24 protein-coding genes are annotated in these 25,913 nt (G+C 56.2%); 19 read left to right on the forward strand and 5 right to left on the reverse strand.

The window, feature by feature from the left end; all coding sequences use genetic code 11:
- The first annotated feature begins 4 nt into the window (after positions 1-4).
- Both yigL and BV390_RS24285 read left to right on the forward strand, forming a co-directional pair.
- Complete coding sequence (gene yigL, locus BV390_RS24280) at positions 5-805, forward strand: sugar/pyridoxal phosphate phosphatase YigL (protein ID WP_032690024.1); 801 nt, start codon at positions 5-7, stop codon at positions 803-805.
- A gap of 88 nt (positions 806-893) precedes the next feature.
- The gene (locus tag BV390_RS24285) at positions 894-1,793 is read left to right on the forward strand and encodes a carboxylate/amino acid/amine transporter (protein ID WP_064385914.1); all 900 of its coding nucleotides are present in this window, start codon (positions 894-896) and stop codon (positions 1,791-1,793) included.
- Here BV390_RS24285 and metR read toward each other — a convergent pair.
- On the reverse strand, positions 1,681-2,634 hold the full coding sequence (gene metR / locus BV390_RS24290; RefSeq protein ID WP_047663719.1) for an HTH-type transcriptional regulator MetR: 954 nt from the start codon (positions 2,632-2,634) through the stop codon (positions 1,681-1,683). The two genes, BV390_RS24285 and metR, sit on opposite strands and share 113 nt — an antisense overlap.
- A 233-nt stretch (positions 2,635-2,867) precedes the next feature.
- Here metR and metE point away from each other — a divergent pair, with 233 nt between their 5' ends.
- Entirely contained in the window at positions 2,868-5,129 is a 2,262-nt protein-coding gene (metE, locus tag BV390_RS24295; RefSeq protein ID WP_064385917.1) for a 5-methyltetrahydropteroyltriglutamate--homocysteine S-methyltransferase, read from the forward strand.
- A 156-nt stretch (positions 5,130-5,285) separates the two neighbouring features.
- A complete protein-coding gene (locus tag BV390_RS24300; protein ID WP_077267097.1) occupies positions 5,286-5,975 on the forward strand; it encodes a transporter substrate-binding domain-containing protein in 690 nt (229 codons plus the stop codon).
- A 4-nt stretch (positions 5,976-5,979) separates the two neighbouring features.
- On the opposite strand, the gene BV390_RS24305 is transcribed toward BV390_RS24300, so the two are convergent.
- Entirely contained in the window at positions 5,980-6,792 is an 813-nt protein-coding gene (locus BV390_RS24305; protein ID WP_032690020.1) for a dienelactone hydrolase family protein, read from the reverse strand.
- Positions 6,793-7,058: 266 nt separating this feature from the next.
- Here BV390_RS24305 and udp point away from each other — a divergent pair, with 266 nt between their 5' ends.
- The 9 genes from udp (at position 7,059) to tatD (ending at position 15,019) form a co-directional block, all read left to right on the forward strand.
- Entirely contained in the window at positions 7,059-7,820 is a 762-nt protein-coding gene (gene udp, locus BV390_RS24310) for a uridine phosphorylase (RefSeq protein ID WP_004869655.1), read from the forward strand.
- A 139-nt stretch (positions 7,821-7,959) separates the two neighbouring features.
- Positions 7,960-9,408: a DNA recombination protein RmuC gene (rmuC, locus tag BV390_RS24315; protein ID WP_085397429.1), complete on the forward strand. Its 1,449-nt coding sequence runs from the start codon at positions 7,960-7,962 to the stop codon at positions 9,406-9,408.
- A 66-nt stretch (positions 9,409-9,474) separates the two neighbouring features.
- The gene (ubiE, locus tag BV390_RS24320; protein WP_004869660.1) at positions 9,475-10,230 is read left to right on the forward strand and encodes a bifunctional demethylmenaquinone methyltransferase/2-methoxy-6-polyprenyl-1,4-benzoquinol methylase UbiE; all 756 of its coding nucleotides are present in this window, start codon (positions 9,475-9,477) and stop codon (positions 10,228-10,230) included.
- A 13-nt stretch (positions 10,231-10,243) separates the two neighbouring features.
- On the forward strand, positions 10,244-10,849 hold the full coding sequence (gene ubiJ, locus BV390_RS24325) for a ubiquinone biosynthesis protein UbiJ (RefSeq protein WP_032690019.1): 606 nt from the start codon (positions 10,244-10,246) through the stop codon (positions 10,847-10,849).
- Complete coding sequence (gene ubiB, locus BV390_RS24330; RefSeq protein ID WP_032690018.1) at positions 10,846-12,486, forward strand: ubiquinone biosynthesis regulatory protein kinase UbiB; 1,641 nt, start codon at positions 10,846-10,848, stop codon at positions 12,484-12,486. The genes ubiJ and ubiB overlap by 4 nt, the downstream gene beginning before the upstream one ends.
- Before the next feature lie 131 nt (positions 12,487-12,617).
- Positions 12,618-12,869, forward strand: a complete 252-nt coding sequence (gene tatA / locus BV390_RS24335) for a Sec-independent protein translocase subunit TatA (protein WP_004869668.1) — start codon at positions 12,618-12,620, stop codon at positions 12,867-12,869.
- A gap of 3 nt (positions 12,870-12,872) precedes the next feature.
- Positions 12,873-13,421, forward strand: a complete 549-nt coding sequence (tatB, locus tag BV390_RS24340) for a Sec-independent protein translocase protein TatB (RefSeq protein WP_032690017.1) — start codon at positions 12,873-12,875, stop codon at positions 13,419-13,421.
- 2 nt (positions 13,422-13,423) lie between these two features.
- Complete coding sequence (gene tatC / locus BV390_RS24345; protein WP_004869672.1) at positions 13,424-14,197, forward strand: Sec-independent protein translocase subunit TatC; 774 nt, start codon at positions 13,424-13,426, stop codon at positions 14,195-14,197.
- Between the two features lie 27 nt (positions 14,198-14,224).
- Positions 14,225-15,019, forward strand: coding sequence for a 3'-5' ssDNA/RNA exonuclease TatD (gene tatD, locus BV390_RS24350; protein WP_181890757.1), 795 nt, complete (start codon positions 14,225-14,227; stop codon positions 15,017-15,019).
- Between the two features lie 8 nt (positions 15,020-15,027).
- Here the strand turns inward: tatD and rfaH are convergent, their stop codons facing one another.
- Positions 15,028-15,516 (reverse strand): transcription/translation regulatory transformer protein RfaH, encoded by a 489-nt coding sequence (rfaH, locus tag BV390_RS24355; protein WP_004869678.1) that lies wholly within the window; start codon positions 15,514-15,516, stop codon positions 15,028-15,030.
- A 177-nt stretch (positions 15,517-15,693) separates the two neighbouring features.
- On the opposite strand from rfaH, the gene ubiD reads away from it, so the two are divergent.
- Both ubiD and fre read left to right on the forward strand, forming a co-directional pair.
- Positions 15,694-17,169 (forward strand): 4-hydroxy-3-polyprenylbenzoate decarboxylase, encoded by a 1,476-nt coding sequence (gene ubiD / locus BV390_RS24360; protein ID WP_032690015.1) that lies wholly within the window; start codon positions 15,694-15,696, stop codon positions 17,167-17,169.
- A gap of 49 nt (positions 17,170-17,218) precedes the next feature.
- Positions 17,219-17,920: an NAD(P)H-flavin reductase gene (fre, locus tag BV390_RS24365; protein ID WP_004869682.1), complete on the forward strand. Its 702-nt coding sequence runs from the start codon at positions 17,219-17,221 to the stop codon at positions 17,918-17,920.
- Positions 17,921-18,216: 296 nt separating this feature from the next.
- On the opposite strand, the gene fadA is transcribed toward fre, so the two are convergent.
- Together fadA and fadB are read right to left on the reverse strand one after the other, a co-directional pair.
- Positions 18,217-19,380, reverse strand: a complete 1,164-nt coding sequence (fadA, locus tag BV390_RS24370) for an acetyl-CoA C-acyltransferase FadA (protein ID WP_032690013.1) — start codon at positions 19,378-19,380, stop codon at positions 18,217-18,219.
- 9 nt (positions 19,381-19,389) lie between these two features.
- Positions 19,390-21,579 carry a fatty acid oxidation complex subunit alpha FadB gene (gene fadB / locus BV390_RS24375; RefSeq protein ID WP_032690012.1) on the reverse strand — a complete coding sequence of 730 codons (2,190 nt, stop codon included), beginning with the start codon at positions 21,577-21,579 and terminating at the stop codon, positions 19,390-19,392.
- A 191-nt stretch (positions 21,580-21,770) separates the two neighbouring features.
- Between fadB and pepQ the strand changes: the two genes are divergently transcribed.
- Genes pepQ through hemG form a run of 4 tightly spaced genes read left to right on the forward strand, consistent with a single transcriptional unit; the run spans position 21,771 to position 25,754 of the window.
- A complete protein-coding gene (gene pepQ / locus BV390_RS24385) occupies positions 21,771-23,102 on the forward strand; it encodes a Xaa-Pro dipeptidase (RefSeq protein WP_032690011.1) in 1,332 nt (443 codons plus the stop codon).
- Positions 23,102-23,716, forward strand: coding sequence for an IMPACT family protein (locus tag BV390_RS24390; RefSeq protein ID WP_032690010.1), 615 nt, complete (start codon positions 23,102-23,104; stop codon positions 23,714-23,716). Before pepQ ends, BV390_RS24390 begins: the two co-directional genes overlap by 1 nt.
- A 41-nt stretch (positions 23,717-23,757) precedes the next feature.
- Positions 23,758-25,209 (forward strand): Trk system potassium transporter TrkH, encoded by a 1,452-nt coding sequence (gene trkH, locus BV390_RS24395; RefSeq protein ID WP_004119068.1) that lies wholly within the window; start codon positions 23,758-23,760, stop codon positions 25,207-25,209.
- An 11-nt stretch (positions 25,210-25,220) separates the two neighbouring features.
- Positions 25,221-25,754, forward strand: a complete 534-nt coding sequence (gene hemG, locus BV390_RS24400; protein WP_032690008.1) for a menaquinone-dependent protoporphyrinogen IX dehydrogenase — start codon at positions 25,221-25,223, stop codon at positions 25,752-25,754.
- Positions 25,755-25,913 lie beyond the last annotated feature (159 nt).

A 25,913-nucleotide genomic window follows, 5' to 3' on the forward strand; every position in this document is an offset into this window, starting at 1 on the left:
TTTTATGTACCAGGTTGTTGCGTCTGACTTAGATGGCACGCTGCTTTCTCCCGATCACTACTTAACGCCCTACGCAAAAGAGACGCTGCAGCTGCTGACCGCGCGCGGGATCAATTTTGTCTTCGCCACCGGACGCCATTACATCGATGTCGGCCAGATTCGCGACAATCTCGGCATCAAATCCTACATGATCACCTCCAACGGCGCGCGCGTGCACGACAGCGAGGGAAAACAGATCTTTGCCCATAACCTCGACCGTGATATTGCCGCCGATCTGTTCGAAATGATGCGTAACGACCCGAAGGTGGTGACCAACGTCTACCGCGAAGATGAGTGGTATATGAATCGCCATCGCCCGGAAGAGATGCGCTTTTTCAAAGAAGCGGTGTTTAACTACAAGCTGTATGAAGTGGGCGAACTCGATCCCGAAGGGATCAGCAAAGTCTTTTTCACCTGCGATGATCATCAGCATCTGCTGCCGCTGGAGCAGGCGATCAACGCCCGCTGGGGCGATCGCGTGAACGTCAGCTTCTCCACGCTGACCTGCCTGGAAGTGATGGCCGGTGGCGTGTCGAAGGGGCATGCGCTGGAAGCGGTTGCCAAAATGCTCGGCTACGGTCTGAAAGACTGCATCGCGTTTGGCGATGGCATGAACGACGCAGAAATGCTGTCGATGGCGGGCAAAGGCTGCATTATGCAGAACGCTCACCAGCGGCTGAAAGACCTGCATCCGGATCTGGAAGTGATCGGCAGCAACGCTGACGATGCGGTGCCGCACTATCTGCGTAAGCTCTATCTCGCCTGATAAAGATTGACGACTGTTCGTTTATTGCTCAGTCGTCAACCTGACTCTCCGCTACAATGAGTGCTCTTCTTCCTGAGAGACATTCATTGTGGCGCTACTGATTATTACCACTATCCTGTGGGCTTTTTCCTTTAGCCTGATAGGCGAATACCTGGCGGGTAGCGTCGATAGCTACTTTTCCGTGCTAATGCGCGTGGGGCTGGCGGCGCTGGTCTTTCTGCCGTTTCTGCGTACCCGCGGGCAATCGCCGCGTACTATCGTGCTCTACATGCTGGTCGGGGCGATGCAGCTTGGCATCATGTATCTGCTGGCATTCCGCGCCTATGTGTACCTGACGGTTTCTGAATTCCTGCTGTTTACCGTCTTTACGCCGCTGTATATCACGCTGATTTACGATCTGCTCAGCGGACGCAAGCTCCGCTGGGGATATCTGCTGAGCGCGGGGCTGGCGGTGCTGGGCGCAGCCATTATTCGCTATGACAAAGTGAGCGATCATTTCTGGACGGGACTGCTGCTGGTTCAGCTGTCGAACCTCAGTTTTGCTATCGGTATGGTGGGCTATAAGCGCCTGATGGAGCTGCGCCCGATGCCGCAGCACAACGCGTTTGCGTGGTTTTATATGGGGGCCTTCCTGGTGGCAGTGGCGGCCTGGTTTATGCTGGGTAATCCGCAGCGGCTGCCAACCACAACCCTACAGTGGGGCGTTCTGGTCTGGCTGGGCGTGGCGGCGTCGGGGCTGGGTTACTTTATGTGGAACTACGGGGCCACGCAGGTGGATGCCGGCACGCTGGGCATTATGAATAACGTGCATGTCCCCGCCGGGCTGCTGGTTAACCTTGCCATCTGGCAGGAACAGCCCCACTGGCCGAGCTTTATTACAGGAGCTCTGGTGATCCTGGCCTCACTGTGGGTCCATCGCCGTTGGGTCGCTCCGCACTCCGGACAAACGGTAAATGATCGCAAGCGTGGTTCCGCGCTGAGCGAATAAACGCCTCGGTGACCGGCTGGCGCTGCTCGCCGTCGCGTACCGCGGCGTACAGCCGGCTCCACAGTCCTTCGCCCAGGGTTTTGGTGACCACCAGACCCTGGCGTTCAAAACTTTCCACCACCCAGTGCGGCAGGGCGGCGATGCCCATCCGTGCGGCGACCATCTGGATTAACAGCAGGGTATTGTCGACGCTTTTGAGCTGCGGGCTGATACCGGCCGGCTGCAGGAAGTGGCGCCAGATATCCAGGCGACCGCGCTGAACCGGATAAATCAACAGCAGTTCCGAGGCCAGGTCTTCTGGCGCGATGCGCGTTTTCGCCGCCAGCGGATGCTCCGGAGCCAGCACCAGACGAACTTCAAAATCGAACATCGGCGAATAGTGCAGGCCGCTACGCGGCAGGATATCGGAGGTCATGACCAGGTCCAGCTCGCTTTGCTGCAGGGCGGGCTGCGGGTCAAAGGTCACGCCAGACTGAAAATCCACTTCGACGTGCGGCCAGCGGGCGCGGAAACTCTCCAGTGCCGGGGTCAACCACTGTATGCAGCTATGACACTCGATAGCGATGCGCAGACGGGTTTGCTGCGGCTCGTGGCAGTCCTGCAGCGCGCGGCTGATTTGCGGCAGCACCTGGTTTGCCAGCTGGAGCAGGATCTCCCCCTGCGGGGTGAAACGCAGAGGCTGACTTTTACGCACAAACAGACGGAAGCCAAGGCGTTGTTCCAGATCGCTGAACTGGTGAGACAGGGCGGACTGGGTTTGATGCAGAGCCGCCGCAGCGCCTGCCAGCGACCCGCTGTTCCGCAACGCCTGTAGCGTTTTCAGGTGTTTAATTTCGATCATGAAAGTCCTTCACTTCGGCATGAATAATTTGCGCTTGAGGAATATACAGTACCTGTCAATTATGGATGTGTAAACATCTGGATGGCTAAATCCTGTGTCTTTCGAATTTATGGCGCGTTGGCTGCGCTTGCTCACCCCGGTCACTTACATGAGTAAGCACCCGGGGATGATCAAGCTTGCCGCCTTCCCTGAATCCGAAATCCTTCGGATTAAAAAATTATGAGGTCTTAAAAATGACAATTATTAATCACACCCTCGGTTTCCCTCGTGTTGGCCTACGTCGCGAGCTGAAAAAAGCGCAAGAGAGCTACTGGGCGGGTCACTCGACCCGCGAAGAACTGCTGACGGTGGGCCGCGAGCTGCGTGCCCGCCACTGGGAGCAGCAGAAGCAGGCGGGCGTTGACCTGCTGCCGGTGGGTGATTTCGCCTGGTACGACCATGTTCTGACCACCAGCCTGCTACTGGGTAACGTGCCGGCTCGTCATCAGAACAAAGATGGCTCGGTTGATATCGATACCTTGTTCCGCATTGGTCGCGGCCGTGCGCCGTCCGGCGAACCGGCGGCAGCGGCAGAAATGACCAAATGGTTTAACACCAACTACCACTACATGGTGCCGGAGTTTGTAAAAGGGCAGCAGTTCAAACTGACCTGGACCCAGCTGCTGGATGAAGTGGATGAAGCGCTGGCGCTCGGTCATAAGGTTAAACCGGTCCTGCTGGGGCCGGTCACTTATCTGTGGTTGGGCAAAGTCAAAGGCCAACAGTTTGATCGTTTGAGCCTGCTGAACGATATCCTGCCGGTTTACCAGCAGGTGCTGGCAGAGCTGGCAAAACGCGGCATCGAGTGGGTGCAGATTGACGAGCCGGCGCTGGTACTGGAGCTGCCGCAGGCGTGGCTGGATGCATTCAAACCGGCATATGATGCGCTCGCGGGCCAGCTTAAGCTGCTGCTGACCACCTACTTTGAAGGCATCGCCGCGAACCTCGACACCATCACCGCGCTGCCGGTGCAGGGCCTGCACGTTGACCTGGTGCACGGTAAAGATGATGTGTCTGCTCTGCATCAGCGTCTGCCGTCCGACTGGCTGCTCTCTGCGGGCCTGATCAACGGGCGCAACGTCTGGCGCGCCGATCTGACCGAGAAATATGCGCAAATTAAAGACCTCGTCGGCCAGCGTGCGCTGTGGATCGCTTCTTCCTGCTCCCTGCTGCACAGCCCGATCGATCTGAGCGTGGAAACCCGTCTCGACGCGGAAGTGAAAAGCTGGTTCGCCTTCGCCCTGCAAAAATGTGAAGAGCTGGCGCTGCTGCGCGATGCGCTGAACAGCGGCGAGACCGCAAAACTGGCTGAATGGAGCGCACCGATTCAGGCTCGCCGTCACTCGTCCCGCGTACATAATGCGGCGGTGGAAAAACGTCTGGCGGCCATTACCGCTCAGGACAGCCAGCGCAACAGCCCATACGCTGAGCGTGCCAGGGCACAGCGTACGCGCTTCAATCTACCGGCGTGGCCGACCACGACCATCGGCTCTTTCCCACAGACTACCGAGATCCGTGGCCTGCGTCTGGACTTCAAAAAAGGCAATCTCGATGCGAACCACTATCGCACCGGTATTGCGGAGCACATCAAGCAGGCGATTGTTGAGCAGGAACGTTTAGGATTAGATGTTCTGGTTCACGGCGAAGCCGAGCGTAACGACATGGTGGAGTACTTCGGCGAGCACCTCGATGGCTTCATCTTCACGCAGAACGGCTGGGTCCAGAGCTACGGCTCCCGCTGCGTGAAACCGCCGGTGGTGATCGGTGACGTCAGCCGTCCGGAGGCGATCACCGTTGAGTGGGCGAAATTCGCTCAGTCGCTGACCGACAAACCGGTGAAAGGTATGCTCACCGGCCCGGTGACCATTCTGTGCTGGTCCTTCCCGCGTGAAGATGTCAGCCGTGAAACCATCGCTAAGCAGATTGCGCTGGCGCTGCGTGACGAAGTGGCGGATCTGGAGGCGGCCGGTATCGGCATTATCCAGATTGATGAGCCGGCGCTGCGTGAAGGCCTGCCGCTTAAGCGTAGCGACTGGGATGCTTACCTGCAGTGGGGCGTAGAAGCCTTCCGAATCAATGCCGCGGTGGCGCGGGATGATACCCAGATCCACACCCATATGTGTTACTGCGAGTTCAACGACATCATGGATTCCATTGCCGCACTGGATGCGGACGTGATCACCATTGAAACCTCGCGTTCTGACATGGAGCTGCTGGAGTCGTTTGAAGAGTTCGAATACCCGAACGAAATCGGGCCGGGCGTATATGACATCCACTCGCCGAACGTGCCGAGCGTGGAATGGATTGAAGCGCTGCTGGCGAAAGCGGCGCAGCGTATCCCGGCAGAGCGTCTGTGGGTCAACCCGGACTGTGGCCTGAAAACCCGCGGCTGGCCGGAAACCCGCGCTGCGCTGGCCAACATGGTGAAAGCCGCGCAGAATCTGCGTCAGGCCTAATTCCGTTACCCCCCATCCCGGAGGAGGCCCAGACCTCCTCCTCTTTTTTCTTTTTTTCTTCCGTGCTGGCCCATGCGCCGTGCAACCTGCGGAGTTCTTGCGGCTGGGCTACGCTTAGCTGCACAGGGCACGTACAGACATTTCCGGGGGAGAATGATGACCAGACTTGACGATCCGCAGCGGTCTTTATGTTTTGCTATTAATCTGGGGAACCCGGTTCTTGCCACGTTATTGCCGGATAATACCCCGGGTGGCATCACCGCCGAGTTAGCCAAAAAACTGGCCGCTGAATACGGTTGCGAGGTGCGATTTGTGACCTGGCCGACGGCCGGAAAAGTGGTTGATGCGGCTTTGCTGAACCAGTGGGATATTGCTTTCCTGGCGATTGATCCCGCTCGCGAAGACAAACTGTGCTTCACCCCGCCCTATGTCACGATTGAAAGTTCAGCGCTGGTCAGAAACGACAGCGATATTCACTCCGTACAAGAGATGGATCGCCCGGGAGTGACGATTAACGTCGGGAAAGGGGCGGCCTATGAGCTGTATCTGATTCGCACGTTACAGCATGCCACGATGCGTCAATACGCCACCTCCCAGGAGGCGATCCGCGCTTTTATCGCCGGGGAAGGGGAGATGGTTGCCGGGATCCGTCAACCGCTTGCCAGCGTGGCGCGGGAATATCCCCAGTTTCGCCTGCTGCCTGATAGCTTTAGTCAGATACAGCAAGCGATTTGCGTTCCACGAAACCGGCTACAACACTATGAATTTGTCTGTGGTTGCCTGGCGGCATGGAAGAATGACGGCACGATCGCCGATATGATTAACCGTCATATCGGCAACCGCTAGCGGCTTACGCGCGCTTCCCGCCATACTGTGCAAACCACGCCAGCATGCGCTGCCAGCCGTCTTTGGCCGACTCTTCATGATAGCTGGCGCGATAATCGGCGTTAAAGGCGTGATCGGCTTCCGGGTAGACGATGATCTCTGCTTTGGCGTTGGCCGCGCGAAGCGCGTGGCGCATGGTTTCCACCGTATCCTGCGGAATGCTGGCGTCTTTGCCGCCATACAACCCCAGCACCGGCGCGTTGAGATCAACGGCGATATCCACCGGATATTTCGCTGAGTTGAGGGTTTTCTGCCCGACCAGCTTCCCGTACCAGGCGACGGCGGCTTTCAACTGCGGGTTGTGGGCGGCATAAAGCCAGGTAATGCGTCCCCCCCAGCAGAAGCCGGTGATCAGCAGACGATGAGCATCGCCTCCGTGACGTGCGGCCCAGCTGGCGACATGGTCGAGGTCCGCCAGCACCTGTGCATCCGGCACTTTGCTGACCAGCTCCTGGAACAGGGTGGGGATATCGGTATAGTCATTCGGATCGCCCTGACGGAAGTAGAGCTCTGGTGCGATAGCCAGATACCCCTCCTGCGCCAGACGGCGGCAAATGTCGCGGATATGTTCATGGACGCCGAAAATTTCCTGAACAACGATAACGACCGGGAGCAGGCCATCGGCGTTCTTCGGACGAGCATGATAGGCCGGCATGTTCTCTCCCTGAGTGGGGATCGACGTTTCGCCTGTGGTGATGCTCTCCTCCGAGGTATGAACGGCGGTAGAAGCGTGCGGCGTGGCTGCAGGCGCAAAGCCAGGTTGCTTGGTTGTGGTCATGGTATTCTCCGTACCCTTATTTATTAGCGCATCGATAACTATAGACGCTATCGACCGGACGTTAACAAAGCACAGTGCCTGAAACAGGCTATCTTTTGTTCAGGCACGATGAATATAACTTGTTAATGTGATGTTTATCACTTTTTGATGGAAAATCATTGCAATGTTTTTTGTTCATGGTGATTTTTGTCACAAAATTTAGCGGGTAGCTTCTGTAAAGTACCGTTTTGCTTCTGCTGATAATTCGACCCACAGAGGAGTTTTTTATGTCTAAGTCTGATGTTTTTCATCTCGGCCTCACCAAAAACGATTTACAAGGGGCTACGCTGGCTATCGTCCCTGGCGATCCGGAGCGTGTGGAAAAGATCGCCGCGCTGATGGATAAGCCGGTCAAGCTGGCATCTCACCGCGAATTTACCTCCTGGCGTGCCGAACTGGATGGCAAGTCGGTCATTGTCTGCTCTACCGGTATCGGCGGCCCGTCAACGTCGATTGCCGTTGAAGAACTGGCGCAGCTGGGGATTCGTACCTTCCTGCGTATCGGCACCACCGGGGCTATCCAGCCACACATTAACGTCGGCGACGTGCTGGTCACCACCGCATCGGTACGTCTCGATGGCGCGAGTCTGCACTTTGCGCCGATGGAATACCCGGCCGTGGCTGACTTTGCCTGTACCACTGCGCTGGTTGAAGCGGCAAAATCGATCGGTGCGACCACCCATATCGGCGTTACCGCATCATCTGACACCTTCTACCCGGGCCAGGAGCGCTACGACACCTTCTCCGGTCGCGTGGTCAGCCGTTTTAAAGGCTCTATGGAAGAGTGGCAGTCCATGGGGGTCATGAACTACGAGATGGAATCTGCGACCCTGTTGACCATGTGTGCCAGCCAGGGGCTGCGTGCCGGGATGGTCGCCGGGGTTATCGTCAACCGTACCCAGCAGGAAATTCCGAACGCGGAAACCATGAAGCAAACCGAAAGCCACGCGGTAAAAATCGTGGTGGAAGCGGCTCGCCGTCTGCTGTAATTCCTCGCCTCTCACCCCAGGGCCGGATCTTCCGGCCTTTCTTTTTTGCGCTGCGCCTCGCAGGAAATCTCTTTTAAACTGGACGTTTGTACAGCACAATTCTATTTTTGTGCCGTAAGTTGTTGCCGCAGGGGGCGTTGTGGATATCTCGATTGTGATAAGTGCCATCGTGGCGCTGGCCGTAGGGCTGGTCGCAGGGTGGCTGGCGACCAAAGCCAAAGCTGACCAAATTCGCGCCGACCTTATCGAGGATCGCCGTGAACTGGATATCGAGCTCAGCGCTGCGCGCCAGCAGCTGGTGCAAGAGGCCCACTGGCGCGATGAATGCGAGTTGCTGAATAACGAACTGCGCAGCCTGCGTGACATCAATAGCTCACTGGAGGCCGATCTCCGCGAAGTCACCACCCGCCTTGAATCTACCCGGATACACGCCGAGGATAAAATCCGCCAGATGGTGAACAGCGAACAGCGTCTGAGCGAGCAGTTTGAAAACCTGGCTAACCGCATTTTCGAACACAGCAACCGGCGCGTCGATGAGCAGAACCGACAGAGTTTACATGGCCTGCTAACGCCGCTGCGTGAACAGCTGGACGGTTTCCGCCGCCAGGTGCAGGACAGTTTTAGCCAGGAGGCGCGCGAGCGGCATACGTTGGCCCATGAGATCCGCAATCTGCAGCAGCTGAATGCGCAGATGGCGCAGGAGGCGCTGAACCTGACCCGGGCGTTGAAAGGGGATAACAAAACGCAGGGTAACTGGGGAGAGGTGGTGTTAACCCGCGTGCTGGAAGCTTCCGGGCTACGCGAAGGGTATGAATACCAGACCCAGGTCAGCATCGAAACAGAAGGGCGTTCGCGCATGCAGCCTGATGTGATCGTCCGCCTGCCGCAGGGGAAAGACGTGGTCATTGATGCCAAAATGACGCTGGTGGCCTACGAGCGCTATTTTAATGCCGAAGATGACTACACCCGCGAGGCGGCGCTGCAGGAGCATATCGCCTCGGTGCGGAACCATATTCGCCTGCTCGGGCGTAAAGATTATCAACAGCTGCCGGGCCTGCGCTCGCTCGACTATGTGCTGATGTTTATTCCCGTGGAGCCGGCTTTCCTGCTGGCTATCGACCGTCAGCCTGAACTTATCAGCGAAGCGCTGAAGAACAATATTATGCTGGTCAGCCCGACGACGCTGCTGGTGGCGCTGCGGACGATTGCCAATCTCTGGCGTTATGAACATCAAAGCCGCAATGCGCAGAAAATCGCTGAACGCGCAGGTCGTCTGTACGACAAAATGCGCCTGTTCGTTGATGATATGTCCGCCATCGGACAGAGCCTGGATAAAGCCCAGGATAACTATCGCCAGGCGATGAAAAAGCTCGCTTCCGGGCGCGGGAATCTGCTGGTGCAGGCAGAGGCGTTCCGCGGTCTTGGTGTTGAAGTGAAGCGCGGGATTAATCCTGATTTAGTCGATCAGGCAACGGCTCAGGATGACGAATATCGTTCTGAAGAAGACGAAAACGCGCTGGAAGATAACGAATTTATCGCCGATCGGGCCGATGAGGCGATGTCCGGTGAACCCTCTACGCCGCGTTGAACCGTATGGGAAATGCGCTGAATCTGTTACACTCGGCGAACATTTTCTTGATAAGCAGGCATTGAGATGGTTGAGGATTCACAAGAAACGACGCACTTTGGTTTTCAGACCGTAGCCAAAGAGCAGAAGGCGGACATGGTGGCACATGTATTCCATTCTGTGGCCGCAAAATATGATGTTATGAATGATCTGATGTCGTTCGGTATTCATCGTTTGTGGAAGCGTTTCACCATCGACTGCAGCGGCGTACGCCGCGGACAGACCGTTCTGGACCTGGCCGGCGGCACCGGCGACCTGACGGCGAAGTTCTCTCGCCTGGTGGGTGAAACGGGGCGCGTCATGCTGGCGGATATCAACGACTCCATGCTGAAAATGGGCCGCGAAAAGCTGCGCAACATCGGTATCGTCGGCAACGTTGAATACGTTCAGGCTAACGCGGAAGCCCTGCCGTTTGCCGACAATACGTTTGACTGCATCACCATTTCCTTCGGTCTGCGTAACGTCACCGATAAAGAAAAAGCGCTGCGTTCAATGTATCGCGTCCTGAAGCCGGGCGGTCGTCTGCTGGTACTCGAGTTTTCGAAACCGATTATTGAACCGCTCAGCAAAGCCTATGATGCCTACTCCTTCCACGTGCTGCCGCGCGTAGGGGAGCTGGTTGCCAAAGACGGTGAAAGCTATCGCTACCTGGCGGAATCTATTCGTATGCACCCGAATCAGGACACCCTGAAAGCCATGATGCAGGACGCCGGTTTCGAAAACGTCGACTACTACAACCTGACGGCTGGTATCGTTGCGTTGCACCGCGGTTATAAGTTCTGACAGGAGGGATCGCATGCCTTTCAAACCACTGGTTACCGCTGGCATTGAAACCGCCCTCAATACCTTTCTCTGGCGCGACAAAGCGTTAAAACCTGCTCGCCAGCGTCTGCTGGGGAAGGTGCTGCGCGTTGAGCTGAAGGAGCTGTCGACGCCAGTTGTGCTGGTCTTCAGCGAGCGTCAGGTGGATGTGCTGGGGGCCTGGGAAGGCGATGCCGACTGTACCGTCATTACCCGCCTCAGCGTGCTGCCACAGCTGCGCAACCGTCAACAGCTCACGGCGCTTATTCGCAGCGGTGACCTGGAAGTGCAGGGCGATCTGCAGGTGGTGCAGAACACGGTAGCGCTATGTGACCTGGCGGAATTCGATCCGGCTGAGCTGCTGGCGCCTTACACCGGCGATATCGTTGCGGAAGGGGTCAGTAAGGTCTTTCGCTCCGGAGCTCGCTTTCTGTTGCACGGCGTTCAGCGTCAGCAGCGCTATGTCGCTGAGGCGCTGACCGAAGAGTGGCGTATGGCGCCGGGGCCGCTGGAAATGGCCTGGTTTGGCGAAGAGACCGCGGCTGTGGAACGCGCGCTTTCCGCACTGGAAAAACGGCTGGAAACGCTGGAGGGCAAATGACGCCAGGAGAATTACGGCGCCTGTATCTTATTATCCGCACCTTTTTGAGCTATGGGCTTGATGAGCTCATTCCCAAAATGCGTATCACGCTGCCGCTGCGTATCGGGCGGCGGATGCTGTTCTGGATGCCGAATCGTCATAAAAACCAACCCCTCGGCGAACGTCTGCGCCTTGCGCTGCAGGAGCTGGGGCCGGTGTGGATCAAGTTCGGTCAGATGCTCTCTACCCGCCGCGATCTGTTCCCGCCGCAAATCGCCGATCAGCTCGCGCTGCTGCAGGATCGCGTAGCGCCCTTCGATGGTCGGCTGGCGAAACAGCAGATCGAACAGGCGATGGGCGGCCTTCCCGTAGAGGCCTGGTTTGACGATTTCTCGATTGAACCGCTGGCATCGGCCTCTATTGCGCAGGTCCATACCGCACGGCTGAAAGAAAACGGCAAAGAGGTCGTTATCAAGGTGATCCGCCCGGACATCGTGCCGGTGATTAAAGCGGATATGAAACTTATCTATCGTCTCGCGCGCTGGGTGCCGCGCTTACTGCCCGACGGTCGCCGCCTGCGCCCGCAGGAAGTGGTGCGCGAATACGAAAAAACGCTGCTGGATGAACTTAACCTGCTACGTGAATCGGCCAACGCCATTCAGCTGCGGCGCAACTTTGAAGACAGCCCGATGCTCTATGTACCGGAAGTCTACTCTGATTACTGCAGCGAAGGCATGATGGTGATGGAGCGGATTTACGGGATTCCGGTTTCCGATGTGGAGGCGCTGGAGGCGCAGGGCACGAACATGAAGCTGCTGGCGGAACGCGGCGTGCAGGTCTTTTTCACCCAGGTGTTCCGCGACAGTTTCTTCCACGCGGATATGCATCCGGGTAATATTTTTGTTAGCTACGACCATCCGGAGAACCCCCAGTACATCGGGATCGACTGCGGTATCGTGGGGTCGCTGAACAAAGAAGATAAGCGCTACCTGGCGGAAAACTTCATCGCCTTCTTCAACCGTGATTACCGTAAAGTCGCCGAGCTGCACGTGGATTCAGGCTGGGTTCCTGCGGATACCAATGTTGAAGAGTTCGAGTTTGCTATTCGCACCGTCTGCGAACCGATCTTCGAGAAGCCGCTGGCTGAGATCTCGTTTGGTCATGTGCTGCTGAACCTGTTTAACACCGCCCGGCGCTTCAATATGGAAGTGCAGCCGCAGCTGGTGCTGCTGCAGAAGACATTACTTTACGTAGAAGGGGTAGGCCGCCAGCTCTATCCTCAGTTAGACTTGTGGAAAACGGCGAAACCTTTCCTTGAGTCGTGGATTAAAGATCAGGTCGGCATTCCGGCGCTGGTGCGTGCGTTTAAAGAAAAAGCGCCGTTCTGGATCGAAAGAATGCCGGAGATACCTGAGCTGGTGTACCAGACTTTGCAGCAGAGTAAGCAGCTGCAGACCAGCGTGGATACCATCGTGCGCGACTTCCAGGTGCGACATGTTCGTCAGGGGCAGTCCCGTTATCTGTTTGGTATAGGCGCGGTTCTGTTACTGAGTGGTACGCTGTTATTTATCCACCGCCCGGAATGGGGCATGATGCCAGGCTGGCTGATGGCCGCTGGCGCGGTGTCCTGGCTGATTGGCTGGCGGAAAACGCACTGATGGGAAGCGCCTTTATCACAGCGCATTGGTTTTTGCGCGAAGTCATGCGAGCAGCCTGACAAAGAGGCGGCTTGTGGGATGACGTGTATAATGCGTCCTAATCATTCATCATCTGTCATAGAGGAACGTGTATGGGTGGTATCAGTATTTGGCAGTTATTAATTGTTGTCGTCATTGTGGTTCTGCTTTTCGGGACGAAAAAGTTGAGCTCGCTGGGGTCAGATTTGGGGGCATCGATCAAAGGCTTTAAAAAAGCCATGAGCGATGATGAAAAACCTGAAAAGTCTGCTCCGGATGCAGATTTCACGGCGAAATCGATCGCTGATAAGCCGGATGATGCGAAAAAAGACGAGACAAAACGCCACGACAAAGAGCAGGTGTAATTCGTGTTCGATATCGGTTTTAGTGAACTACTGCTGGTGTTCGTCATTGGCCTCATTGTCCTGGGGCCACAGCGATTGCCTGTAGCGGTAAAAACGGTGGCCAGCTGGATTCGTACGCTACGATCGCTGGCGGCTACCGTACAAAATGAGATCACTCAGGAACTAAAACTGCAGGAGTTCCAGGAAAGCCTGAAGAAAGTGGAAAAGGCGAGCCTGGATAACCTGACGCCGGAGCTGAAAGCGTCAATGGATGAGCTGCGTGAAGCCGCTGAATCTATGAAACGTTCTTATACCGCCCACGATCCTGAGAAAGCGAGCGACGAAGCGAACACGATTCATAACCCGATAGTGAAGGGCAGTGAAGCGCAGCGCCAGGACATTACGCCGGCGACGGCTGAACATCAGGCCAGCGCGCCCGTTCACGCTCCAGCCGCAGAAGAGAGCATTGTGCCAGAGCAGCCGGCTACGCAGCCTGACCCGCTCCCGGTCGCCAAAGAAAAAGTTGCCGTGACAGCTTCCGATTCCTCCCCTGCATCGAGTGATAAACCGTAAAAATGGGCGTAGAAGATACTCAACCGCTAATTTCGCATTTGATTGAGCTGCGTAAGCGCCTGATCAATAGCATCATCGCGATACTGGTCATTTTCCTGGCGTTAGTGTACTTCGCCAACGACATCTATCAGCTGGTTTCCGCACCGCTTATCCGGCAGATGCCGGTGGGTGCAACGATGATCGCCACCGACGTGGCTTCCCCTTTCTTTACGCCGATCAAACTGACCTTCATGGTTTCGGTGATTCTGTCGGTGCCGGTGATTCTTTACCAGGTCTGGGCGTTTGTTGCCCCGGCGCTGTATAAACATGAGCGTCGGCTGGTTATGCCGCTGCTGGTTTCCAGTACGCTGCTGTTCTATATCGGTATGGCGTTTGCCTACTTTGTCGTTTTCCCGCTGGCGTTTGGTTTCCTGACCCACGCGGCGCCGGAGGGCGTGCAGGTCTCGACGGATATTCGCAGCTATCTCGATTTCGTCATGGCGCTGTTTATCGCCTTTGGCGTTTCGTTTGAAGTGCCGGTTGCGATCGTGCTGCTGTGCTGGATGGGCGTCACGACCCCGGAAGATTTGCGTAAGAAGCGGCCGTACGTGTTGGTGGGAGCATTCGTCGTCGGCATGCTGCTGACGCCACCGGATGTTTTCTCGCAAACGCTGCTGGCAATTCCGATGTACTGCTTGTTTGAGATCGGGGTGTTCTTTGCGCGTTTCTATACCGGAAAACGTCTGACGCGTGACGAGGATGCCGCCGCTGAAGAGGCGGGGAGCAAAGAAGAGTAACCAGCCGCCCGTCAGGGCGGTTGTCATATTGGAGAAGCGATGTTTGATATCGGCGTCAACCTGACCAGTCCACAGTTTTCCCGCGATCGCGATGAGGTCGTGGCCCGCGCTCAGGCGGCGGGCGTGACCGGCATGCTGTTCACCGGGACTAACCTGCATGAAAGCGAGCAGGCCCGGCAGCTGGCACATCGCTATACCCGCTGCTGGTCAACCGCCGGAGTGCATCCTCATGACAGCAGCAGCTGGGCGGCATCGGTGGCTGACTCCATTTTTCAGCTGGCGCGCCAGCCGGAAGTCGTCGCTATCGGCGAATGTGGGCTGGACTTCAACCGCAACTTTTCAACCCCTCAGGAGCAAGAGGCCGCCTTCAGCGCACAGCTGGCGCTGGCAGCCGAGTTGTCTCTGCCGGTTTTTTTGCACTGCCGCGATGCCCATGAACGTTTCCTGACGCTCCTGACGCCCTGGCTGGATAAACTGCCTGGTGCGGTGCTGCACTGCTTCACCGGAACCCGCGAAGAAATGCGTGCCTGCGTGAACCATGGTTTGTATATTGGCATTACAGGCTGGGTCTGCGACGAGCGACGAGGGCTTGAGCTGCGCGCGCTGCTGCCGGATATCCCGGCAGAACGCCTGCTGATTGAAACGGATGCCCCGTATCTGCTGCCCCGCGACCTTAGCCCGAAGCCCGCTTCCCGCCGGAATGAACCGGTATATCTGCCGCATATTCTGACCCGCATAGCGGGATGGCGCGGGGAGGAGGCTCAGCGGCTGGAAGAGATCGCTGACACGAATGTCAGAACGCTTTTTGGCATCCGTTTTTAAGCGTACCGTCAGATTTTATGAAAGTCGGTATTTTTGATGCTTTGCAGTACCTGCTTGTTAAGCAGATTCAGCAGCAGCATGGAGCGCGCTTCACCATCCGGTTCGCTAAAGATAGCCTGCAGGCCTTCAAACGCGCCGTCGGTAATCAAGACGAAGTCACCTTCGTGCGGTGTTTCCGGGTCGGTGATGCCTTCCGGTTTATAGATAGAGAGCTGGTGAATGACCGCGGACGGTACCGTGGCGGGCTGGGCGCCAAAGCGCACGAAGTTATTCACACCTCGCGTGGCGCTGATAGTCGTAGTGTGGATAATTTCCGGATCGAATTCGACAAACAGGTAATTGGGGAACAAAGGTTCACTGACCGTAGTGCGTTTGCCGCGGATGATTTTTTCCAGTGCGATAGTCGGCATCAGGCAATTAACTGCCTGTCGTTCGAGGTGTTCCTGGGCGCGCTGAAGCTGCCCACGTTTGCAATACAGTAAATACCAGGCTTGCATAATAACTCTTTCCACTCTATTAGCAGCAAGCATAACAAAAGCCTGGGGCGATCGCGAAAGCCAATATAACTGAAATCAAAAATTCTATGTTCTTTCACTCTAATTTAACAAAAGTACAGCATGGCGCTGGCGAACACCGTATAATCAGCCGCCTGTATAGAGGTCAATAATAACTCCATGAAATACCACGATCTACGCGACTTTCTGACATTACTGGAGCAGCAGGGCGAACTGAAAAGAATCTCCCTGCCGGTCGATCCGCACCTTGAGATCACCGAAATTGCCGATCGCACTTTACGTGCCGGCGGCCCGGCCCTGCTTTTTGAAAATCCCAAAGGCTACACCATGCCGGTGTTGTGCAATCTGTTTGGCACTCCGCGCCGCGTCGCCATGGGGATGGGGCAGGAGGATGTCAGCTCGTTGCGTGAAGTGGGTAAGCTGCTGGCTTTTCTGAAAGAGCCGGAACCGCCGAAAGGCTTTCGCGATTTGTTCGATAAGCTGCCGCAGTTTAAGCAGGTATTGAATATGCCGACAAAGCGCCTGCGCGGAGCACCCTGCCAGCAAAAAATCATTGAAGGTGACAACGTTGATCTGACGCGTATTCCGATCATGACCTGCTGGCCGGAAGATGCTGCCCCGCTGATTACCTGGGGACTGACGGTCACTCGCGGTCCGCATAAAGAACGGCAGAACCTCGGCATCTATCGCCAGCAGCTCATTGGTAAGAATAAGCTGATCATGCGCTGGCTCTCCCATCGCGGCGGCGCGCTGGATTTTCAGGAGTGGTGTGCGGCTCATCCGGGCGAACGCTTTCCGGTCTCCGTAGCGCTGGGCGCTGACCCGGCGACCATTCTTGGCGCCGTGACGCCGGTTCCCGATACGCTTTCAGAGTATGCGTTTGCCGGCCTGCTGCGCGGCACCAAAACGGAAGTGGTCAAGTGCATTTCCAACGATCTTGAAGTACCGGCCAGCGCGGAAATTGTGCTGGAAGGGTATATTGAGCCAGGTGAAATGGCGCCGGAAGGGCCGTATGGCGATCATACCGGCTACTACAATGAAGTGGATAATTTCCCGGTATTTACGGTTACGCATATCACTCAGCGTGAAGATGCGATTTATCATTCAACGTATACCGGGCGCCCGCCGGATGAACCTGCGGTCCTGGGCGTCGCGCTGAACGAAGTCTTCGTGCCGATCCTGCAAAAGCAGTTCCCTGAAATTGTTGATTTCTACCTGCCGCCGGAAGGTTGCTCTTATCGTCTGGCCGTGGTCACGATGAAGAAACAGTACGCCGGACATGCCAAGCGCGTCATGATGGGCGTGTGGTCATTCCTGCGCCAGTTTATGTACACGAAGTTCGTGATCGTCTGCGATGATGACGTTAATGCGCGCGACTGGAACGACGTGATCTGGGCGATTACTACCCGTATGGACCCGGCTCGTGATACGGTACTGGTAGAAAATACGCCGATTGATTATCTGGATTTTGCCTCGCCGGTTTCCGGCCTGGGTTCAAAAATGGGGCTGGATGCCACAAATAAATGGCCAGGCGAAACCCAGCGTGAATGGGGTCGTCCTATTAAGAAAGATCCTGAGGTGACGGCGCGCGTTGACGCCATCTGGGATGAGCTGGCTATCTTTAAATCACAGTAAGCGGGGCTAACGCCGCTGTTTTGCTCTATAGACCCGACAGAGGGGACGCATGACAACCTTAAGCTGTAAAGTGACCTCGGTGGAGGCAATTACCGATACCGTGTATCGCGTTCGATTAGTGCCGGAAGCGGCGTTTTCTTTCCGCGCTGGTCAATATTTGATGGTGGTAATGGATGAGCGCGACAAGCGTCCGTTCTCCATGGCTTCCACGCCGGCGGAGCAGGAATGTATTGAACTGCATATCGGCGCCTCTGAGCTCAACCTGTATGCGATGGCGGTTATGGATCGCATTCTGAAAGAGCGCGAGATTGAGGTTGATATTCCGCATGGTGAGGCCTGGCTGCGTGAGGACGAAGATCGTCCGCTGATCCTGATCGCCGGGGGGACCGGGTTCTCCTATGTGCGTTCCATTCTGCTTACCGCCCTGGCGCGTAACCCGAACCGCGATATTGCCGTGTACTGGGGTGGTCGCGAAGCGAAACATCTCTACGATCTGGCAGAGCTGGAAGCGCTGAGCGTGGAGCACCCGGGTCTGCGTGTTGAGCCGGTTGTGGAACAGCCGGAAGAAGAGTGGCGTGGGCGTTCTGGCACCGTGTTGACCGCGGTACTGCAGGACTATGGCACTCTGGCAGAGCATGATATTTATATTGCCGGCCGCTTCGAAATGGCAAAAATTGCCCGTGAGCTGTTCTGCAATGAGCGCAATGCCCGCGAAGATCGCCTGTTCGGCGATGCATTTGCCTTTATCTGATCCTCACGCCCTCTTCTTCAGGGAGAGGGTAGAGAACGGTAGAAATAAAAAACCCGCCCCTGACAGGCGGGAAAAACGGCAACTAAACCCCCTCTCTTCGCCATGGTCACCATAACTGCGTTGGCTGCGCTTATTCATCCCGAATCACTTACGGTATGTAAGCTCATCAGGGTGAATAAGGGACATCCGTGTCCCTCATCGAAGGCAGCCTTCGGCTGTTCAAATTCGTTCCTGACGAATTTGTCATTCGCCTGCCGCCTTGTTCTGGCACCAATAGCTTTGAGATAACTCTTTAATCAAACTCGCTCAAATACCGTTGCAATCCCCTGACCTAAACCAATACACATGGTGGCAAGACCGAACTGTGCGTCTTTGCGCTCCATCTGGTTAATCAGGGTAGTACTGATACGCGCGCCGGAGCAGCCGAGCGGGTGGCCCAGGGCAATCGCACCGCCGTTGAGATTGATCTTCTCGTCGATCTGCTCCATCAGGCCAAGATCTTTAATGCACGGCAGGATCTGCGCGGCAAACGCTTCATTCATTTCAAAAACGTCGATATCGCTGGCAGCCAGTCCGGCCTTTTTCAGCGCCAGCTTTGATGCCGGTACCGGACCATAGCCCATAATTGATGGGTCACAGCCGACCACCGCCATGGAACGTACGCGAGCGCGAGGTTTTAGCCCCAGCTCGCGGGCACGGCTTTCGCTCATTAATAACATGGCGGCTGCGCCGTCGGAGAGTGCGGAGGAGGTTCCTGCCGTGACGGTGCCGGTCACCGGGTCGAATGCGGGTCTTAATGCAGCCAGCGCTTCCACGGTCGTTTCCGGGCGGATCACTTCGTCATAGTTAAATGACTTCAGCACGCCGTCGGCATCATGGCCACCTGTCGGAATGATTTCCGCTTTAAATGCGCCGGACTGCGTTGCCGCCCATGCGCGAGCGTGGGAACGCGCGGCGAACTGGTCCTGCATTTCCCGGCTGATGCCGTGCAGGCGCGCCAGCATTTCGGCGGTCAGCCCCATCATACCGGCCGCTTTTGCCACATTACGGCTCAGACCCGGGTGAAAATCCACGCCGTGGCTCATCGGGACGTGGCCCATATGCTCCACGCCGCCAATCAGGCAGACGCTGGCGTCGCCGGTCATGATCATGCGCGCCGCATCGTGCAGCGCCTGCATCGATGAACCGCACAGGCGGTTGACCGTGGTGGCCGGTACCGAATGCGGAATCTCGGCCAGCAGTGCGGCGTTACGCGCAATGTTGAAGCCTTGCTCCAGCGTTTGCTGTACGCAGCCCCAGTAGATATCGTCAATCGCAGCCGGATCAAGCGACGGGTTACGCGACAGCAGGCTACGCATCAGGTGCGCAGAGAGGTCTTCCGCACGCACGTGGCGAAAGGCGCCGCCCTTCGAACGGCCCATCGGGGTGCGAACTGCATCAACAATGACAACCTGTTCCATTGTGACTCCTTAAGCCGTTTTCAGAACGCCCGCCGGGCGGGCTGGTTCTACCGGGGGATAATAGGGTTCGTTATGGCGTGCTTTATTACGCAGTCCTTCCGGCACTTCGTACAGCGGGCCGAGGTGCTGATACTGCTGCGCCATATCGAGATATTTTGCGCTGCCCAGGGTATCCAGCCAGCGGAATGCGCCGCCGTGGAACGGAGGGAAGCCGAGGCCATAAACCAGCGCCATATCCGCTTCCGCCGGGCTGGCGATAATGCCTTCCTCCAGGCAGCGGACCACTTCGTTGACCATCGGAATCATCATCCGGGCGATAATCTCATCGTCGCTGAAGTCCCGTTTTGGCTGGCTGACTTCCGCCAGCAGCGCGTCGACGGCCGGGTCTTCTTCTTTCTTCGGTTTGCCTTTACTGTCTTCTTGATACCGCCAGAAGCCGAGACCGTTTTTCTGGCCGAAACGGCTGGCGTCGAACAGCGCGTCGATCGCGTCGCGATAATCTTTCTGCATACGCTGCGGGAAGCCGGCGGCCATCACCGCCTGCGCGTGGTGCGCGGTATCGATGCCGACCACGTCGAGCAGGTATGCCGGGCCCATTGGCCAGCCGAACAGTTTCTCCATCACCTTATCGACTTTGCGGAAGTCCGCACCATCGCGAAGCAGTTGGCTGAATCCCGCAAAGTAGGGGAACAGCACGCGGTTGACGAAGAAGCCGGGGCAGTCGTTAACCACGATCGGCGTTTTGCCCATTTTGCTCGCCCAGGCCACGACTTTTGCGATGGTGTCATCTGAGGTTTTTTCGCCGCGAATCACTTCTACCAGCGGCATACGATGCACCGGGTTAAAGAAGTGCATACCGCAGAAGTTTTCCGGACGCTTCAGTACGCTGGCCAGCTCACCGATCGGAATCGTTGAGGTGTTAGAAGCCAGAACCGTATCCGGGCGGACTTTCTCTTCGGTTTCCGTCAGTACGGCCTTTTTCACTTTCGGATTCTCGACGACGGCTTCGACCACGACATCTACGCGCTCAAAGCCAGCATAATCGAGAGTCGGGTGAATCGTGCCAATAACGCCGGCCAGCTTCAGCCCATCAATCTTGCCGCGCTCAAGTTGCTTGTTGAGCAGCTTAGCGGCTTCGTTCATGCCGAGCGTCAGCGATTTGTCGTTAATGTCCTTCATGATCACCGGCACGCCTTTCCAGGCGGACTGGTAGGCGATACCGCCACCCATGATCCCGGCCCCCAGTACGGCGGCCTGTTTCGGCGTCTCAACGTTTTTGGTCAGCTTCTTCGCTTTGGCTTTGACATACTGATCGTTAAGGAAGATACCGACCAGCGCGCGGGCCTCTTTGGTGTGCGCCAGCGGGACAAAGCTTTGGTTTTCCAGATTCAGCGCTTCTTCGCGGCCGAAACGAGCGGCCGCCTCGATGGTTTTTACCGCCGTCATCGGCGCCGGATAGTGTTTCCCGGCGGTCTGCGCCACCATGCCTTTGGCGATGGTGAAGCTCATGGCCGCTTCAATTTTACTGAGCTTCAATGGCTCCAGCTTCGGCTGGCGCTTCGCTTTCCAGTCCAGGTCGCCGTTAATGGCCTGACGCAGCATGGCGAGTGCGCCATCGCGCAGTTTCTCTGGTTTGACGATGCCGTCGACGAGGCCGATTTTCAGCGCCTGATCGGCACTGACATCCTTCCCTGCGGCAATAATTTCCAGCGCGCTATCGGCGCCGAGCAGACGCGGCATTCGTACTGAGCCGCCAAAGCCCGGCATGATACCCAGTTTGGTTTCCGGCAGGCCGATACGCAGGTCCGGCGTAGCCAGACGGTAGTCCGTCGCCAGCACGCACTCGCAGCCGCCGCCCAGCGCATAGCCATTTACCGCTGAAATAGTCGGTACCGGTAAATCTTCCAGACGGTTAAAGACGCTATTGGCAAAATGGAGCCACTGGCTCAACTGCTCCTGTGGTACCAGGAACAGGGACAGAAATTCGGTAATGTCGGCGCCGACAATGAAGGCCGCTTTCCCGGAGCGCAGCATCAGCCCCTTAAGATCTTGTTGTTTTTCGAGTACGTCCAGCGCCTCACCGAGGCTGGCTACGGTTGCGGTATCGAGTTTGTTCACCGAGCCGGGAGCATCGAACACCAGTTCGGCAATGCCATCTTCCAGCCAGTCGAGGTACAGGTTGTCGCCTTTGTAGAGCATGTCAGTCTCCTGAATCCAGCAATGTGATCTGGTCGTACCAGATGCAACGGAGTGTGGGATTTATGTTAAAGAATTGCAAATGAGTCTTTAAATAAATGCTGGTCGGATCACACCTGGCGGAAATCACCCTGCCCGAGGCCGATGTGCTAAGATGCGGGGAATCACGATCTAATAAAAGCAAAGGATAAAAGATGGAATCACTAGCCGCGCTCTATAAAAATCATATCGTTACCCTACAAGAACGTACCCGTGATGCTTTGGCTCGTTTTAACCTTGATGCGTTGCTGATTCACTCCGGTGAGCTGGTCAATGTCTTTCTCGACGATCATCCGTACCCGTTTAAGGTCAACCCGCAATTTAAGTCCTGGGTCCCGGTGACGCAGGTACCCAACTGCTGGCTGCTGGTTGATGGCGTCAACAAACCGAAACTGTGGTTCTACCTGCCGGTCGATTACTGGCATAACGTTGAACCGCTGCCGACCTCGTTCTGGACGGAAGAGGTGGAAGTGATTGCCCTGCCGAAAGCCGACGGTATTGGTAGCCAGCTGCCAGCTGCGCGCGGCAATATCGCCTATATCGGGCCGGTGCCGGAGCGTGCGCTCGGTCTGGAGATCGCGGCCAGTCATATCAACCCGAAAGGGGTGATTGATTTTCTGCACTACTATCGTTCCTTTAAGACCGATTATGAGTTGGCCTGCATGCGCGAAGCGCAGAAGTCGGCGGTCAACGGGCATCGCGCGGCCCATGAAGCATTCCTCTCAGGAATGAGCGAATTCGATATCAACCAGGCGTATCTGACGGCCACCGGTCATCGCGACACCGATGTGCCTTACAGCAATATCGTGGCGCTTAACGAACATGCCTCTGTGCTGCACTACACCAAACTGGATCATCGTGCGCCGGCAGAAGCGCGCAGCTTCTTACTGGATGCCGGAGCGGAATACAACGGCTATGCCGCAGACCTGACGCGTACCTGGGCGGCGCACGGCGATAATGACTTTGCTCATTTGATTAAAGACGTTAACGATGAGCAGCTGGCTCTGATTAGCACGATGAAGGCTGGAAAAAGCTATGTGGATTACCATATCCAGTTCCACCAACGCATCGCTAAGCTGTTGCGTAAGCACCAGATCGTAACCAACATGAGCGAAGAGGCCATGGTTGAAAACGACCTGACCGGACCGTTTATGCCGCACGGTATTGGCCATCCGCTGGGCCTGCAGGTCCATGATGTGGCTGGCTTCATGCAGGATGATAGCGGTACTCATCTGGCGGCGCCGTCGAAATATCCGTATCTGCGCTGCACACGTATTTTGCAGCCGCGTATGGTGCTGACCATCGAGCCGGGCATCTACTTCATTGAGTCTCTGCTGGCGCCGTGGCGTGAAGGGCAGTTTAGCAAACACTTCAACTGGCAAAAAATTGAAGCATTGAAGCCGTTTGGCGGCATCCGTATTGAAGATAACGTCGTCATCCACGAAAACAGTGTTGAAAATATGACGCGTGACCTGAAACTGGCGTAATGGAAAGTTGGTTGATACCGGCCGCGCCGGTGACCGTTGTCGAAGAGATCAAAAAAAGTCGTTTTATCACGCTGTTGGCACATACTGACGGCGTGGTAGCGGCAAAGGCGTTTGTTGAGTCCGTCAGGGCGGAGCACCCTGACGCCCGTCATCATTGCGTGGCGTGGGTGGCCGGGCCACCCAATGACTCTCAACAGCTGGGTTTTTCTGACGATGGCGAACCAGCAGGCACCGCGGGTAAACCTATGCTGGCGCAGCTGATGGGCAGCGGCGTCGGCGAGATAACGGCCGTCGTGGTACGCTACTACGGCGGTATTTTGCTGGGTACCGGCGGTCTGGTTAAAGCGTATGGCGGCGGCGTTCATCAGGCGCTTGCCGTGCTGACAACGCAGCGCAAGACGCCGCTGACCGCATATACTTTGCAGTGTGAGTACGGGCAGTTAGCCGGAATTGAAACGCTGTTGGCTCAGTTCTCAGGACAAATTGTCGACAGTGACTATCAGGCCTCCGTCCAGCTTCGTGTGGCGCTTCCGCAAGCTGAAGTGGCGTCTTTTTCGACAAAACTGGCTGATTTTAGTCGTGGCTCGTTGCAATTACTGAAGATTGACGAATAATCCCCACCTGATTTTTTTGCATACCAAAGGAAGCGCCAGAGATGCATTTTCGCGCCATAACCCGAATCGTTGGACTGTTGGTCATTTTGTTTTCGGGGACGATGATCCTTCCGGGATTAGTGGCCCTGATATACCGCGATGGCGCGGGGCGGGCGTTTACCCAGACCTTTTTTGTCGCTCTGGCGATAGGCTCTCTATTATGGTGGCCGAACCGCCGTGAAAAGGGCGAACTGAAATCCCGCGAGGGTTTTCTGATTGTCGTACTCTTCTGGACCGTGCTGGGCAGCGTCGGTGCGCTACCGTTTATTTTCGCCGAACAACCGAATTTGACGATAACGGATGCGTTTTTTGAGTCATTCTCAGGCCTGACTACGACCGGCGCCACCACGCTGGTGGGGCTGGACTCTTTACCTCATGCCATCCTCTTCTATCGACAGATGCTGCAGTGGTTTGGCGGTATGGGGATCATTGTGTTGGCGGTAGCAATACTGCCGATACTGGGCGTCGGCGGGATGCAGTTGTATCGGGCGGAAATGCCGGGGCCTCTGAAGGACAATAAAATGCGCCCGCGTATCGCCGAGACGGCCAAAACGCTGTGGCTTATCTACGTGTTGTTGACGGTAGCCTGTGCGCTTGCGCTCTGGTTCGCGGGTATGCCGGCATTTGATGCCATCGGTCACAGCTTTTCGACTATCGCGATTGGCGGCTTTTCTACACATGACGCCAGCGTAGGGTATTTTAACAGTCCAACCATTAACACGATTATTGCGGTTTTCCTGCTGATCTCAGGCTGTAACTATGGCCTCCATTTTTCATTGCTCAGCGGACGCAGTCTGAAGGTGTACTGGCGCGATCCTGAATTCCGCATGTTTATTGGTGTTCAACTGACGCTGGTGGTGATTTGTACGCTGGTGTTGTGGTTGCATGATGTGTATAGCTCGGCGCTGACGACGCTGAATCAGGCCTTCTTCCAGGTGGTCTCAATGGCGACGACGGCGGGTTTTACCACCGACAGCATCGCGCGCTGGCCATTATTCCTGCCGGTGCTGTTATTGTGCTCGGCATTTATTGGCGGTTGTGCCGGGTCGACGGGCGGCGGGCTGAAAGTTATCCGCATACTGCTGTTGTTCAAACAGGGGAACCGTGAACTCAAGCGTCTGGTGCATCCGAACGCGGTATACAGTATTAAGTTAGGCAACCGTGCACTGCCGGAACGTATTCTGGAGGCGGTGTGGGGATTCTTTTCTGCCTATGCGCTGGTGTTCATTATTAGCATGCTGGCGATCATCGCGACCGGAGTGGATGACTTTTCTGCTTTCGCCTCGGTTGTGGCAACGTTAAACAACCTCGGGCCAGGACTTGGCGTAGTGGCGGACAACTTCGCGACAATGAACCCGGTCGCGAAATGGATCTTGATTGCTAATATGCTGTTTGGTCGTCTGGAAGTGTTCACCTTACTGGTGCTCTTTACCCCCACTTTCTGGCGCGAATAACAGGAGTGCTTGTGAAAACGTTGATTCTATTTTCCACCCGCGACGGGCAGACGCGTGAAATTGCCTCCTTCCTTGCCTCTGAGTTGAAAGAGCTGGGTATCGATGCGGATACGGTTAATCTCAACCGTACTGAAGAGGTTGAATGGCGCCACTACGATCGCGTGGTGATTGGTGCATCGATTCGTTACGGACACTTTCATCCGGCGCTGGACCGTTTCGTGAAGAAACACCTGCAATCGCTGAATGCGCTGCCGGGGGCGTTTTTCTCGGTGAATCTCGTGGCGCGTAAGCCAGAGAAGCGTACGCCGCAGACAAATAGCTATACGCGTAAGTTTCTGCTTAATTCGCCATGGCAGCCGCAGCGCAGCGCGGTGTTTGCCGGCGCACTGCGCTACCCGCGCTATCGTTGGTACGATCGCTTCATGATTCGCCTGATAATGAAGATGACCGGCGGTGAAACGGATACCAGTAAAGAAGTCGTCTATACCGACTGGAAGCAGGTTGCCAATTTTGCGCGGGAAGTCGCACAAATGACGAGCAAATAGCACGTAAAATGGGCGTGATGGCGGGAATTTGAGCGGTTGAAAAGTTTTTTTAAAACAGGGCTTGTCAACGTCTCAGAACTCCCTATAATGCGCCTCCACTGACACGGAACAACGGCACGCAAGCCGCCGGGTCAGCGGGGTTCAGAGATGAACGCCAAC

The organism is Klebsiella sp. YJ (genome assembly GCF_002108615.1).
Classification (GTDB): Bacteria; Pseudomonadota; Gammaproteobacteria; order Enterobacterales; family Enterobacteriaceae; genus Klebsiella; species Klebsiella planticola.